This is a genomic window from Spirosoma lacussanchae, assembly GCF_005870035.1.
In the GTDB taxonomy this organism is placed as follows: Bacteria; Bacteroidota; Bacteroidia; order Cytophagales; family Spirosomataceae; genus Spirosoma; species Spirosoma lacussanchae.
In genome coordinates this window covers 110,005-123,924 of record NZ_SWJG01000007.1, presented here as the reverse complement: position 1 = coordinate 123,924, position 13,920 = coordinate 110,005, and the positions used below count along the sequence as shown (strand labels likewise).

The 13,920-nt window shown below is 56.0% G+C and carries 11 protein-coding genes; 3 read left to right on the top strand and 8 right to left on the bottom strand.

What is annotated here, in order from left to right; translation table 11 throughout:
- Positions 1 to 2,460, bottom strand: a complete 2,460-nt coding sequence (locus tag FBR45_RS21100; protein ID WP_138506009.1) for an outer membrane beta-barrel family protein — start codon at positions 2,458 to 2,460, stop codon at positions 1 to 3.
- Between the two features lie 276 nt (positions 2,461 to 2,736).
- Between FBR45_RS21100 and FBR45_RS21095 the strand changes: the two genes are divergently transcribed.
- Together FBR45_RS21095 and FBR45_RS21090 are read left to right on the top strand one after the other, a co-directional pair.
- Positions 2,737 to 3,753, top strand: a complete 1,017-nt coding sequence (locus tag FBR45_RS21095; protein WP_262709538.1) for a pyruvate dehydrogenase complex E1 component subunit beta — start codon at positions 2,737 to 2,739, stop codon at positions 3,751 to 3,753.
- A gap of 293 nt (positions 3,754 to 4,046) precedes the next feature.
- On the top strand, positions 4,047 to 4,385 hold the full coding sequence (locus FBR45_RS21090) for a hypothetical protein (protein ID WP_138506005.1): 339 nt from the start codon (positions 4,047 to 4,049) through the stop codon (positions 4,383 to 4,385).
- 16 nt (positions 4,386 to 4,401) lie between these two features.
- Here FBR45_RS21090 and FBR45_RS21085 read toward each other — a convergent pair whose 3' ends face one another.
- From FBR45_RS21085 to FBR45_RS21055, 7 genes are all read right to left on the bottom strand, one after another.
- Positions 4,402 to 5,799, bottom strand: a complete 1,398-nt coding sequence (locus FBR45_RS21085) for an MBL fold metallo-hydrolase (protein WP_138506003.1) — start codon at positions 5,797 to 5,799, stop codon at positions 4,402 to 4,404.
- Between the two features lie 26 nt (positions 5,800 to 5,825).
- On the bottom strand, positions 5,826 to 6,635 hold the full coding sequence (locus tag FBR45_RS21080; RefSeq protein WP_138506001.1) for a sulfite exporter TauE/SafE family protein: 810 nt from the start codon (positions 6,633 to 6,635) through the stop codon (positions 5,826 to 5,828).
- Between the two features lie 106 nt (positions 6,636 to 6,741).
- On the bottom strand, positions 6,742 to 8,244 hold the full coding sequence (locus FBR45_RS21075) for an APC family permease (protein WP_138505999.1): 1,503 nt from the start codon (positions 8,242 to 8,244) through the stop codon (positions 6,742 to 6,744).
- A 111-nt stretch (positions 8,245 to 8,355) separates the two neighbouring features.
- The gene (locus tag FBR45_RS21070) at positions 8,356 to 8,871 is read right to left on the bottom strand and encodes a PIN domain-containing protein (protein WP_138505997.1); all 516 of its coding nucleotides are present in this window, start codon (positions 8,869 to 8,871) and stop codon (positions 8,356 to 8,358) included.
- Positions 8,868 to 9,137, bottom strand: a complete 270-nt coding sequence (locus FBR45_RS21065; RefSeq protein WP_138505995.1) for a hypothetical protein — start codon at positions 9,135 to 9,137, stop codon at positions 8,868 to 8,870. Before FBR45_RS21065 ends, FBR45_RS21070 begins: the two co-directional genes overlap by 4 nt.
- Positions 9,138 to 9,217: 80 nt before the next feature.
- Positions 9,218 to 12,301, bottom strand: a complete 3,084-nt coding sequence (secDF, locus tag FBR45_RS21060) for a protein translocase subunit SecDF (protein ID WP_138505993.1) — start codon at positions 12,299 to 12,301, stop codon at positions 9,218 to 9,220.
- Between the two features lie 172 nt (positions 12,302 to 12,473).
- A complete protein-coding gene (locus FBR45_RS21055; protein WP_138505991.1) occupies positions 12,474 to 12,866 on the bottom strand; it encodes a hypothetical protein in 393 nt (130 codons plus the stop codon).
- 171 nt (positions 12,867 to 13,037) lie between these two features.
- On the opposite strand from FBR45_RS21055, the gene nadC reads away from it, so the two are divergent.
- A complete protein-coding gene (gene nadC, locus FBR45_RS21050; RefSeq protein WP_138505989.1) occupies positions 13,038 to 13,871 on the top strand; it encodes a carboxylating nicotinate-nucleotide diphosphorylase in 834 nt (277 codons plus the stop codon).
- Positions 13,872 to 13,920 lie beyond the last annotated feature (49 nt).

The following is a 13,920-nucleotide window of genomic DNA, read 5'->3' as shown; positions in this document are numbered from 1 at the left end:
CTACCGCCCGCCCCCTTTGCTGTCGTCGTTGCTAATCTTTTTGCTTTGCTTACCGCCCGCGTTCATCTGCCCAAATTTGTAGCTGAAGGTGAGCCGGGCCATGCGGTTTACGAACAGAAACGTGGTTTCGGACCGGAACGTCGGGGCAGCCATGTCGCTCGTTTGCCGCACATACTGGCCAAACGGGTTCGATACGTTCAGCGTCAGGCTGGCGTTCTTTTTCCAGAATTCTTTCTTAGCCGACAGGGCGTAATAGTACCAGCCCGAATTACGGCCCTGCAGGCTTATCCAGCCCGAACTGACGTAGGAGTTCAGCTGAAGGGTAAGGTCTTTCGGCAGTTTGAGCGACGAGTTGGTGTTGAGGCTACCGACCCAGCCCGCGTTCTGCTGGTTGATGGCCGGGCTATAGAGAGTTATGTACGTCAGATCGGTACCCACCGATATGTTCAGGTTCTTATTGGGCTGCAGGGTCGTGTTTACGTTGGTGCCGTAGCTCGCATTCCGCCCAATGTTCTGAAAGGTGCTGAGCGCCACCCCATCGGCCCCAACCGTGGTCAGAAACTCGATGGCATTGTTAGTCTGCCGCCAGAACACCGACGCGCTGAACGACGAACCGCTCTTCCCGAACGTGCTGTACGACAGCTCGGTAGCATGAGTTAGCTCCGGATTCAGGTAGGGATTCCCGGTCTGTACGTTTTTGGGATCGCTGAAGTTGCGGAACGGGTTCAGGTACCAGACCATTGGGCGCGAAATCCGCTGTGTATAGCTCGTTTTGAGGGTATGCTTGTCCCGGATGGTTTTGGCCAGGGTGAAGCTCGGAATCAGGTTGCTGTAGGTATTGCTGAACGAGGTCTGCGTGGTCGGAAAGTCACCCCGAATGGCGGTCTGTTCCAGGCGCAGGCCGGTTGTCAGGCTCCATTTCTGTTTCGTTTCCAGCTTGAACGAGGTGTAGCCCGCCGTCACCCGCTGGCTGTATTTAAACTCGTTACTGCGGCTGGGGTCCAGCTCGTAATCGGCCGCCAGTCCCGTTGTCGACTGTTCGATCTCGAACTCGCTGCCGATATTCCGCAGGATAGTTTTGGCGCCTACCTCAACCCGCAGCGAAGCCGAGTCGCGCAGGGCTACCGGATGTACGTAATCGGTTTGAAACGTGTACTCGTTGTTGCGGCTCAGGTTGGTACTGCGCTCCAGATACGACGGCACCTCCGACTGCATACTCCGCTGGGTAATGGTGTAGTAATAGTTGTCGGGCATGCGGGCGTACTGCGACAGAAACGAAAACTCCCGAACCGGCTTGTCGGCCGAGTCGCCCGCTTTCCGGAACGACTTGGTCCAGCCGAGGTTGAACTCCGTATTGCCATACGGGTTCCGGTACTGGATGTCGCGCCGAAACTCCTGTAACACCGCGCCCCGCGGGTCGGTCAGGCGGCTGTAGAGATCGCTGTTCTGCGGGAAGTTGCCGCCCCAGCCATTGGTCGAGAAATTGATTCGGTTGGTTGAGTCGGGGTCGTAGTCGAGACTCATTTCGCCGTAGCCGCCGGTGCCGGTATTGTCGCGGCTACCGCGCTGAAACAGCACACTGCTGGGCTGACCATCGGTGAGTGCCGTTCGGGTACTGGTATTTTCGGAGATATTGCGATACTGGTAGCCGTTGAGCGATACGGCCAGCCCCAACTTGCTGCCCCGAACGTTCAGGTTGCCACCCAGCGAGCGGTTCAGGTTGCCCACGGTGGCGTTTACGGTTCCGTTCATGCCTTTGAGGGCTTTCTTCGTAATGATATTGATTACCCCCGCCGAGCCTTCCGCATCATATCGGGCACCGGGGCTGGTAATAACTTCGACCGATTTGATGATGTTGGCCGGCATCTGCTTCAGCGCATCCGCCAGATTGCGGGCCATGATGCTGGACGGTTTACCGTTTACCAGCACTTTTATGTTGCCACTACCGCGCATCTTCACATTACCATCAAGGTCTACGGTGAGCATTGGCACTTTGCGGAGCACGTCGGCGGCTGTTCCGCCGGTGTTGGTAGCGTCTTTCTCGGCGTTATAGACCAGCCGGTCGCCCTTGTCTTCGATTAGCGCTTTCTGCCCGACTACGCTGACCTCGTTCAGGTTCTGGCTATCGGCCACGAACCGGATCGTGCCGAGAGTCAGCTCAGGCTTTTCGGCCGTGATCTGAACGGGAGTGAGTATACGGCTACGGTAGCCTACGAACGAAATCTGTAGCCGGTACGTACCCACGGCCAGATTGGGCAGGGTGAACGCGCCTGTCTCATCGGTAGTCGTGCCCGTTACGAGCCTCCCATCGGGCTGTTGCAGGGCTACCGTGGCATAAGGAACAGGTCGGGCCGTTGTCGAATCGGTCAGTGTCCCGCTGAGTTTACCGGGCCGGTTGGGGGTCTGAGCCGCAACCCGGAGCACCACAGTTACACACAGAGCGATGAGTAAAAAACGCATAGGAAGACGAAGATTGGGGGGTATGGAAGCAAAAGTATAAGCGCAAAGAGCCGACTGATTCGTCATTAAGAGTATTTAACAGAACACCCGGCATCTCAACTAGGCATAGGACGATCACAGATGGCACCAGGTTGCATGACGGCTGTCTTATTTTTTAGTTCGGGTGACCTGTCACGAACTTCGCAGATGGAGAGGGTAGGTCGTTTGATGAATCAGCCGTTTTGCCTAATTTTGACCGGTTTTTCAGCATAGTCGTGTCAGCATCCCATACCGGGTCTGACCCACAGACCTAACCGAAACAACGCATTCAGCATGAGAGAAATACAGTTCCGTGAAGCCCTGCGGGAGGCCATGAACGAAGAAATGCGCCGGGACCCGAAGGTCTACCTGATGGGCGAAGAAGTGGCTGAGTACAATGGCGCCTACAAGGTGAGCCAGGGTATGCTCGACGAATTCGGTCCCGAGCGGGTTATTGATACACCCATTGCCGAGCTGGGATTTGCCGGTATTGGCGTTGGTTCAGCCATGAACGGCCTGCGCCCCATCATCGAGTTCATGACGTTCAACTTCTCGCTCGTTGCCATTGACCAGGTCATCAACTCAGCCGCCAAGGTCATGAGCATGTCGGGCGGTCAGTACTCCTGCCCCATCGTGTTCCGCGGGCCAACCGGTAACGCCGGTATGCTATCGAGTCAGCACTCGCAGAACTTCGAGAACTGGTTTGCCAACACGCCGGGCCTGAAGGTAGTGGTTCCGTCGAATCCCTACGACGCCAAAGGTTTGCTAAAAAGCAGCATCCGCGACAATGACCCCGTTATTTTCATGGAGTCGGAGCTGATGTACGGCGATAAAGGGCAGGTGCCGGAAGAGGAATACCTGATTCCGATCGGGCAGGCCAACATCGTTCGCGAGGGTAACGACGTTACCATTGTCTCGTTTGGCAAAATCATGAAGGTAGCGCTGGCAGCCGCCGAAGAGCTGGCCAAAAATGGCATCTCGGCCGAAGTAATCGACCTGCGCACCGTGCGCCCCATCGACTACCCGACCGTAATCAACTCGGTGAAGAAAACCAACCGCTGCGTTGTCGTTGAAGAAGCCTGGCCCCTGGCCGCTATCTCGTCAGAACTGACCTACAACATCCAGCGCCATGCGTTCGACTACCTCGATGCGCCCGTAATCCGGGTTAACAGCATGGACCTGCCGCTGCCCTACGCCCCAACGCTGATCGAGGCTATCCTGCCGAACGTGAAGCGTACGCTACAGGCCGTTGAAGCGGTGATGTATAAAAAATAGTCGGGTCGGTCCTGTCGTCGGGATGACAAGAAAAGCGTCGGTACGGCCGAGACTCTTGTCGGGACGACAGAAAACCAGACACTGGTATAGAATCAAAAAAGCACCGCTCAGTCAGGGCGGTGCTTTTTTGCTGGGCCACAAAAAATCCCGGCCTGGTTAGTGGTCGGGAGCTTTGCTGCGGTAGTTGATAGTAAAACGCCCTAAGACTGTATTTAGTTTACGACTTGAAAAATAGCACAATAGTTTTTCATAAAATCGTTATTTTCCATGAACTTGCGTTAAGAATAGGATTTATGCGCGAAAAGGGGCTGTCACGACCTCCGGGTCGGGTCATTTACGAAGTTACGATTCAGGCTGTAGGGTCGCTCAACACGATTCGGCAGCGCGAACCGGTCGTTATCTTTTTCTCCAACTTGCGAAAAGCCGTCGATGCCATCACGGCCGAACTGGCCCTCAACAACTGGCCTCCCCGGGTTAACTACACGGCGGTATACAGAGGGGTGAAGCAGCGCGAATTTTACAGCTGTGATTTTGACGTAGCCGGTACCCGCGTCTTCCGTATCAAGGTAGTACCGCGCGTGCTGAACCCAGCCCTGCCCAGGTTGGGTATCGATGAAAATCCGGTTCGGTGAAAACAGGTCAGACGGCTTAGTGCGTCACGTCTGCTACGATGGGAACGCCGGTTTTCCGGATGGCCGCGATCCCCCCTTCTACGTTGACGACGTTATCGAACCCGCGCGCTTTCAGAATGGAGCTGGCTACCATAGACCGGTACCCACCGGCGCAGTGTACATAAACCGGTTCGTCGCTGCGCAACTCGGCCAGGTGTTCGCTGAGCGTATCGAGGGGTAAGTTTTCGGCTCCTTCCACGTGTTCCAGCTCAAATTCGGTGAGTTTCCGGACATCGACCACCATAGCGTCGGGAGAATCGGACCGGCGCCGGGCAAACTCATCCGCCGGGATCGACTTAACGGTATCGGTTTCTTTGCCGGCCTGCCGCCAGGCATCAAACCCACCCTCCAGATACCCGATGGTGTGGTCATAGCCGACCCGCGCCAGCCGCAGTACAGTTTCGGTTTCCTGCCCGGCGGGGGTTACCAGGGCCAGGGGCTGATTCAGATCGGCGATGAGCGCGCCAACCCAGGGGGCAAACTGTCCGTTCAGGCCGATGTTGATCGCATTCGGAATAAATCCACGGGCAAAGTCAGCTGCTTCGCGCACGTCGAGCACCAGCGCCCCGGTTTCGTTGACGGCCGCTTCGAAGGCCTCCGGCGACAGCGCCCGGCTGCCCCGCTCCAGCACCCGGTCAACCGATTCATAGCCTTCTTTGTTGAGTCGGGCATTCTCGGCAAAGTAGGCAGGAGCCGCACTCAGTCCGCTGAGTACCTGCCGGATAAACTCGTCGCGGGTTTCGGCTTTCAGCGCGTAGTTGTAGCGTTTCTGATTGCCCAGCGAATCGGTGGTTTCCTTGCTCATGTTCTTACCGCAGGCCGAGCCAGCGCCGTGGGCCGGATAAACGATGACCTCGTCGGGTAAGGGCAGAATTTTAGCATGCAGGCTATCATAGAGCATCCCGGCCAGATCCCGTTCGGTCAAGTCGCCTTTGATAGCCAGGTCAGGACGACCCACATCACCGATAAAAAGCGTATCGCCGGTGAAGATGGCGTGCTCCCGACCGTCTTCGTCGAGCAGCAGATAGGTTGTCGATTCGAGCGTATGGCCAGGCGTGTGCAGCACTTTGATGGTCACCCGGCCGAGCGTAAAGGTTTCGCCATCCTGCGCCTGGTACACGTCGTAATGGGTATGCGCGTTGGGACCGTAAACGATGGTAGCGCCCGACTTTCGGGCCAAATCCAGATGTCCCGACACAAAATCGGCGTGGAAGTGGGTTTCGAACACGTATTTGATGCGCGCACCGGCCCGGTCGGCTTTCCGCAGGTACGGTGCCGTTTCGCGGAGGGGGTCAATAATGGCCGCTTCGCCCGCACTTTCTATGTAATACGCGCCCTGCGCTAAACAACCTGTATATAATTGCTCGATAACCATGTGTAGAGAGGCAGGCCAGGCCCGCGTTATACCAATTCTTTAACGATCATGCCGGCCGCAACGATCAGTACAAACCAGCCAAATCCTTTTTTCAGCTGATCGGGCGCCACAAAACGGGCCAGATACATGCCGATGAAAATACCGATGATGGATAAACCCGTAAAAGGCAGCAGAAAATTCCAGTCGAGGTGGGTATGCTGCAGATCACCCATGAAGCCCACAAAGGAGTTGACCGCAATCAGGAAGACGGAGGTAGCCACGGCCCGGTGAATAGGCAGTCCGGCCAGCAGCACCAGCATCGGCACGATCAGGAACCCCCCACCCGCCCCGATCGTACCCGTCAGCATGCCGACAGCCAGGCCGTCGAGGGCCAGCAGATCGTACCGCGGGCGCACCCCATCGGGCGGCAGGCTGGCTTCACCCTGCTCGGGTCGGTCGTTTCGGATCATGGCCCGCGCGGCCAGCACCATCACGATGATGAAGAAATATAGAATAGCGGTTGGTTTAGGCAACGCAAACGACCCAACCTGTAATAAAGGGTCGGGCAGGGCCGGCACCAGAAACCGGCGACTCAGATAAACCGATATGAACGAGGGCAACGCAAAGGCAGCCGTAATACGCAGGTTTACCCGCTTCTTCAACACATGATTGACCGAGCCTACCAACGACGTTACGCCCACCACGAACAGCGAATAGGTCGTAGCCAGCAGCGTAGGTATGCCAAATATGTACACGAAAATGGGTACTGTCAGGATAGACCCACCGCCCCCGGCCATCCCGATGACCAGTCCTATCAGTAACGCCAGCAAGTACTCTATAGAGAATTGAAAATTCATGCTGCTGCAAAACTACGGCCTTCGGTCAAGATGTCGGTTTCTGAACACGAAAAAGCCCCCGGTGCTGCCGGGGGCTTTTCTGTATCGTCCTGTGTTTTTATTTCGGCTACAAATCGTTCAGTTTACTGTGTCGACGGCCGTAGATGAAATACACTACCAGCCCCAGCAGCAGCCAGCAGAACGCCAGAATCTGCGCCAGTTCGCTCAGGTTCACGATCAGGTAGAAGTTGGTCAGGATGCCCAGGGGCGCAATAACGCTCAGCAGCGGTGCCCGGAACGGACGCTCCCGTTCGGGATCGCGCCGACGCAGAATGAACACGGCCAGACAAACCATGGCGAACGCGAACAGGGTACCGAACGAACACATGTCGCCCAGGATGCTGATCGGGGTAAACGCAGCCACGACCGATACCAGCAGACCAACCAGAATGGTGCTCTGATGCGGAGTTTTGAAGATGGGGTGAATAACCCGGAAGAAGTTCGGCAGCAGGCCATCTTTAGCCATACCCAGGAAGATCCGGGTCTGGCCCAGCATCATCACCAGCATCACCGAAATCAGACCAGCCGTAGCAGCCGCCGTAATGATGAAGACGGCCCATGTCTGCCCAACGCTGTCGAACGCAGCCGCTACCGGTGCTTTCAGGGCATCGCCTACAATATCGTTGTAATTGATCATGCCCGTCAGCACCAGCGACACCAGAATGTAGAGGATGGTGCAGACCAGCAGCGAGGTAACGATGGCAAACGGAATGTCTTTACGGGGGTTGATAGCCTCACCCGCCTGGGTCGATACGGCGTCGAAGCCGATGTAGGCGAAGAAGATGGCCGACGCACCCGATACGATACCGGCCCATCCGTAGGCTTCGTGCGGAGCGCCGTTCTCGCCGGTGATGGTCCGCGCTTCCGGAATAAACGGAATCCAGTTGGCGGTGTTGACGTAGAATACGCCGACCAGAATCACGAAGATAACCGCGGCAACTTTCAGGATCACGATCAGGTTGTTGGCACCGGCGGCTTCTTTGATACCGCGTACGAGCACGGCCGTTACCAGCCAGACGATCAGAAAAGCGGGCAGGTTCACCGAGAAACCCGGATCGGCAAGGCCGTTGAGCCGGGCGAAGTTAGCGGCCGAAACCGGGTCGTTTCGTAGCCAGAACGGAATATCGATACCGAAGAGGTGCAGCAGCTTGTTAAAGTACCCCGACCAGCTTACGGCCACCGTCATGGCACCCATCGCATATTCGAGAATAAGACCCCAGCCGATAACCCAGGCGAACAGCTCACCGATGGTTCCGTAGGCATAGGCGTAGGCCGAGCCTTCTACCGGCAGCATGGCCGCAAATTCAGCATAGCACAGGGCCGCAAAAATACAGCCTATACCCGCAATGACGAACGATAAAGCCAGCGCAGGCCCTGCATGGAAGTGAGCAGCCGTACCGGTCAGTACGAAGATACCCCCTCCAATGATGGCACCGATACCGATGGCCGTTAAACTCCACTTGCCCAGAACGCGCTTGAGTTCGCTCTTCTGCATATCCTGCTCGTAGAGATACATCGGCTTCCGGCGCCATACGCTGGTGGTGTCACTTGGTTTTACTTGAGTTTCCATGCAGGAAAATTCAGTTTGGTGATTAGGTATTTTAGGGAAATAAAATTATGATATCATCGACGTAAATATACCATGTGTTCTGCGCAAAACGCATAACGGCATTTTACCTTTTTACCGTCTACGGCCTGGAGGTTTTTTTTGAATGAGCAGATCCCGGAGCTGTCCAAAATTAAGAACAAGGCCTTTCTTACCCGTAATCAGCGATCCAACAGCTCCATCATCGGTAAGAATCACTACTGATTGTTGAGCCAATTCACATAAAACCAGATCCGTTAACCCAAACGTTGACAGATAGTGGCCGTTTTTTGCAATAATGTCGGCGGCCGATACGTAACGCTCGTCGAAAATAGCCACCTCGCTGGCCAACCGGCTCAACACTGGGCTATAACGCCCGCTTTTCTTGTCGATCAGGTTTATCGTTTCTGTTAGTACGTGCGGTGTTGTAATCACTTTTCGAAACAGACCGATAAACTGACGCAGTAACTGGTAATCCTCAACGTCATAACGGCTTAAGCGTGTCGTGAATCTTGGAATCAGATTGGGGTCGTACCGGCCAACACTATACAATAGCAGTAGATTAGTATCCATCAACACGCCTTCCTGCTGCTGTAACTGATGTACTGTCATCTCAGAATCTCGCCAGCTCCACCAGCTATCATGTACGTTACATCGCCCGTTGCAACGTCGATACTAAACGTCTTCCATTTTTTCTCTGGTATCAGACTGGCAATGCTGTTTTCATCCTGACTACGAACCGAGAAGCTGACCGTAACCAGCCAGTGTTGCCGGGCACTATCAATGGCATATTCTTCTACCTGCACATCGTTCTGTTGCCCGTAAATAGCAGTCAATGACTTTTGAGCTATAGCGATAGCCTCTTGTATCGTAATCATGGTATTGACGTTTGTAAACAAAACAATGGACGAGCAACTAAACAAAAATAGCTATTGCTCGTCCATTGTTTTGTTCGCGTTTATTTCTGCGACGGCTTGATCAGCGGAGTTTTTACCTTCTTCTCTTTCTTGGCCGAGAACTCTTCGGGCGTTGCGGGAGCCGCGTCCGTAAAGTCGGCCGGAATAGCGTCGAAGCCGGTTTTCTTCTCCAGACGGGCCGTTACGGTTTCGTCTTTCTCCTGGTCGCGGCTCAGCGCGTCAACGACGATCGGCGTAGCCACGAACAGCGACGAGTAGGTGCCCACAATTACCCCGATCAGCATAGCGAACGAGAAGCCCCGGATGGTTTCGCCCCCGAAGATAAACAACACCAGCAGGACCAGTATGGTGGAGAAACCCGTTACCGCCGTACGGCTCAGGGTGCTGTTCAGCGCGTTGTTGATAATGGTCGGGATGCTTTCTTTCTTACCCCGGTTTTCGTTCAGGTACTCGCGTACCCGGTCAAACACCACCACCGTATCGTTCATGGAGTACCCCATAATCGTCAGCAGCGCGCCCACAAACGCCTGGTCAACGTCGAGCGAGAAAGGCAGCAGGCCGTTGAACATGGTGAAAATAGCCAGAATGATCAGTACATCGTGGAACATGGCCACTACCGCGCCGTAACCAAAGGCCAGCCGCTTGAACCGGATCAGGATGTACACAAATACGACCGCTACCGCCAGCAGAATTGACCACAGGGCCGAGGTCAGAATATCGTAGGCAATGGTTGGCCCTACTTTCTGCGAGCTCTCGATCCGGGCAGGGTTGCCGCTGATGCTGGACAGCCCTTTGTAGATAGCCGCTTCGGCCCGTTTGTCGGCCCCCTGCGTCTCATCGTCAACCAGATACGGGGTCGTAATTTTTACCTGGTTCGAGCCGATACCCGTTCCGCCGTAGGTTTTCACCTCGGGCGACGCACCCAGAATACCTTCCAGCGAGTTCCGCACATCGTCGGTGCTGACGGCTTTCTCGAACCGCACCACATACGAGCGGCCCCCTTTGAAGTCGACACCCAGGCCGAAGCCACGGAAGATGGCCGAAACGATACCCAGACCAATGATCACCGACGATACGGTATAATACAGTTTCCGGCGCGATACGAAATCGAAGTTCGAATCCTTGAACAGGTTCTTGGCCAGGGTCGAGCTAAACGAGAGCGTTTTACCATTCCGGATGTAATACTCCAGAATCAGGCGGGTGATGAAAATAGCCGCAAACAGCGAAGTCAGAATACCGATGATCAGCGTGGTGGCAAAACCCAGAATCAGACCTGTACCGAAGATAAACAGGACGATACCCGTCAGGAAGGTCGTTACGTTCGAGTCGATGATCGACGAGAGCGCGTTCTTGAATCCGTCGCTGACGGCCAGCTTGAAGCTCTTTCCTTCCGCCAGCTCTTCTTTGATCCGCTCAAAGATCAGTACGTTGGCATCTACCGCCATACCGATCGAGAGAACGATACCGGCAATACCCGGCATGGTCAATACAGCACCCAGCGAGGCCATAACGCCCAGCAGGAAGAACAGGTTGACGAACAGGGCCAGGTCAGCAATCAGACCCGCGCGGTTGTAATAGAACACCACAAACGCCAGCACCAGCAGAATACCGATCACCGACGACAGTACGCCTGCGCTGACGGCTTCTGAACCCAGCGTGGCTCCCACAATGCTTTCTTCAACAATGTTGGTAGGAGCGGGCAGTTTACCGGCCTTCAGTACGTTGGCCATGTCTTTGGTTTCTTCCACCGTGAAGTTGCCCGAAATGCTCGAACGACCGTTCGGGATCTCGTTCTGTACGTTCGGCGCGGTGTAAACCAGGTTATCGAGCAGGATCGCTACCGGCCGGTTAATATTGGCAGCCGTCAGGTTCTTCCATTTACGAGCGCCTTCGGCGTTCATGTTCATGGTCACCTCGGGGCGGCCCCGGTCGTCGTAGTCGTTGGTAGCGTCGGTGATAACATCACCCTCCAGCGGAGCGCGGCCACCGGGCTTTTTCAGGAAGAAAATCGGCAGAATCTCTTTCCCATCGGTGGTAGCGAACGATTTGCGGTCCCAGGCGAAGAAAACGTCGGCGGGGAACAGGCTGCGTACTTCCGGAGCGTTCAGCACGGCGTTGGCCCGGGCCGTATCTTTCAGGTAAACACCCAGCTGATCTTGACCAACGGGCAGGAACAACTGCGTCAGAGCGGTACTTTGGGCGGCAGCAGCGGCCGTATCGGTAGCGGCTTTGCCGGTCGAATCTTTAGCACCCTGCGCCAGCTGCGACTCCAGGCTGGTGCCTTTAGCGGCCGTACCTGCAGCCGGGGCCGTGGCAGCGCCCGTTTTCAGAGCGGCTTTGCGGGCTGTTTCTTCGCGCAGCAGGTAAGCGCCCATGCCTTCGAGAGCCGGTGCCAGTTCGTTCAGGCGGTATACTTCGGTGAACTCCAGTTTGGCCGCGCCGGTCAGCAGGCGACGGATACGCTCGGGGTTTTCGACACCCGGCAGTTCGATCTGGATACGGCCCGAGCCCGGCAGACGCTGGATGTTCGGGTTCGCTACACCAAACTTGTCAACACGGGCCTGAATCACCTGGTAGGCGCGGGTGATGGCGCCTTCTACTTCTTCGTTCAGCAGCTTCCGAACTTCGGTGTCGGTCGACTGGTAGTTGATTTTGCTGCGGTTGGCGCTGGTCGCAAACAGGCTCGACAGTTTGGAGTCGGGCGCCAGCTTCTTGTAGTTACTTACGAACAGATCGACATAGCTGCTTCCGCTCGACTTTTTGTCTTCGGTAGCCTCCTTCAGCGCCTGAGCGAACTTAGGATCGCGGTTGTTGCCCGACAGGCTCCGCAGTACGTCGGCGGGCGACACTTCCAGCACAACGTGCATACCGCCCTGCAGGTCAAGTCCCAGACCCAGCTCCCGCTCGGTTACTTCCTGAAGCGTGCTGCCCAGAAAGACGGGCTCTTTCCAGAGCGAATCCAGATAGCGCTGCTTTTTGGCAGCATCGACCTGGCCCTGTTTGTTGGTAGCGTAAGCCTCCGCATCGGCCTTGATGCTGCGCGAGACAAACGTAAACGACAGGAAGTAAATACAGATCAGTGTAATTACGCCCGTCAGAATGAGTATTCCGGTTTTGTTTTGCATTGATAGCCACAGGCATCAGGCCCGTGTTGTTTGACTGAATAAACTAGGGGTACGATAAAAACGGAGGGGCGCCCGGGGCGCAGACCACAACGACCAATACCGGTGTTGCGGCCAGTAACGTTGCGCGGTCGCTGAACAGGGTCAGCCAACCAGCAAAACGGGAATAAACTCGTTAGGGAGCATTCGGCGCGATGGCGTGGCCAAAAACGTGCCTGAAATACGAGAAGTAATAATGCGGAATCGTAAAATAGCGCAGCAGCGGAACGCTCAGCAGCAGCAGAATCAGCAGCGTGGGCGCGGGCAGCAGAAATACCGTCTGGCTGCCACCGTCAATCGTGATAGCCGGCGCGGCTACCGCTTCAAAACCAGCCGCGCTGAGTTGAGCCTCGTGCTGACTGGCGTCGGTTGCTTTCCCCGAATGGCTTTGCTGGGCCGCGGCCCGGGCCTTACCAGCCTGCAACGCCTGTTTCTGCGCCAGACCGCCCGGGCCCCAGACCGCCGTAAACAGCAGCAGGACAGCCAGCGTAAGGCTTGAAAGACGTTGAATGACGCGCGGTTGCTTCATAATTTTCCTATGGGGAAGACAAATTTCGTACCATTTCCGGACATGTGCAAGTGCTATTTTCAGCGCTCGGCTCCTCGCAACCGACGGCCGGCGGCAGCCCTCTCAACCGGCGGCCGGGGCGGCTGAGCAGATTCCTGCTTCGCTGAAAAACAAAACCACTAACTTGCGTCTATGAATTTAACCGAGTTTATCCGGTTGGCCCTGGCCGAAGATGTTGGCGATGGCGACCATACTTCCTTATCGACCATACCGGCCGATGCGCAGAAACGGGCGCGTCTGCTGGTGAAAGAAGCCGGTATTCTGGCCGGTGTTGAGGTGGCCCAGGCCATCTTTGCCGAGGTAGACCCTAACTTTGAGGTAGAGGTACTGATGCGCGACGGCGACGCCATCAAGCCCGGCGATATTGTACTGACCGTCAGCGGCAACGCCCGCCGGATTCTGACGGCCGAGCGGCTGGTTCTCAACTGCATGCAGCGCATGAGCGGTATTGCCACCCATACGCGCCAGCTGGTCAACCTCCTCGACGGCACCCGGGCCAAACTGCTCGACACCCGCAAAACAACCCCCAACTTCCGCATCTGCGAGAAAATGGCGACCCGCATCGGTGGAGCCGTCAACCACCGGTTCGGGCTGTATGACATGATCCTGATCAAAGACAATCATGTCGATTTTGCGGGCGGTATCGAAGCGGCTATCCTGAAAGCCGTAGCCTATCTGCAGGAAACCGGTCGGCAGCTGCGCATCGAGATCGAAACCCGTAACCGGGCCGAGGTCGACGAAGTACTGCGCGTGGGCCAGGTCGATGTGATCCTGCTCGACAATTTTCAGCCCGACGGGATTCGGGATATGGTCCGGCTCATCAACGGCCGGTTCGTCACCGAAGCTTCGGGCGGTATCGATGAAACCAACCTGCGGGCCTATGCCGAAACCGGCGTCGATTTTATCTCGTCGGGCGCGCTGACCCACCAGGTCAACAGCCTCGATCTAAGCCTGAAAGCCTACTGACCGGTAGAGCCGGACGGCTAATCCGGCCGAAGGTGCCGGGGCCTCGATC

Excerpts from the sequence above, each read along its gene's own strand:
- FBR45_RS21090 (WP_138506005.1), top strand. The coding sequence starts at position 4,047 with ATGCGCGAAAAGGGGCTGTCACGACCTCCGGGTCGGGTCATTTACGAA.
- FBR45_RS21070 (WP_138505997.1), bottom strand. The coding sequence starts at position 8,871 with ATGACAGTACATCAGTTACAGCAGCAGGAAGGCGTGTTGATGGATACT.
- secDF (WP_138505993.1), bottom strand. The coding sequence starts at position 12,301 with ATGCAAAACAAAACCGGAATACTCATTCTGACGGGCGTAATTACACTG.
- FBR45_RS21085 (WP_138506003.1), bottom strand. The coding sequence starts at position 5,799 with ATGGTTATCGAGCAATTATATACAGGTTGTTTAGCGCAGGGCGCGTAT.
- FBR45_RS21075 (WP_138505999.1), bottom strand. The coding sequence starts at position 8,244 with ATGGAAACTCAAGTAAAACCAAGTGACACCACCAGCGTATGGCGCCGG.
- FBR45_RS21080 (WP_138506001.1), bottom strand. The coding sequence starts at position 6,635 with ATGAATTTTCAATTCTCTATAGAGTACTTGCTGGCGTTACTGATAGGA.
- FBR45_RS21055 (WP_138505991.1), bottom strand. The coding sequence starts at position 12,866 with ATGAAGCAACCGCGCGTCATTCAACGTCTTTCAAGCCTTACGCTGGCT.
- nadC (WP_138505989.1), top strand. The coding sequence starts at position 13,038 with ATGAATTTAACCGAGTTTATCCGGTTGGCCCTGGCCGAAGATGTTGGC.
- FBR45_RS21065 (WP_138505995.1), bottom strand. The coding sequence starts at position 9,137 with ATGATTACGATACAAGAGGCTATCGCTATAGCTCAAAAGTCATTGACT.
- FBR45_RS21100 (WP_138506009.1), bottom strand. The coding sequence starts at position 2,460 with ATGCGTTTTTTACTCATCGCTCTGTGTGTAACTGTGGTGCTCCGGGTT.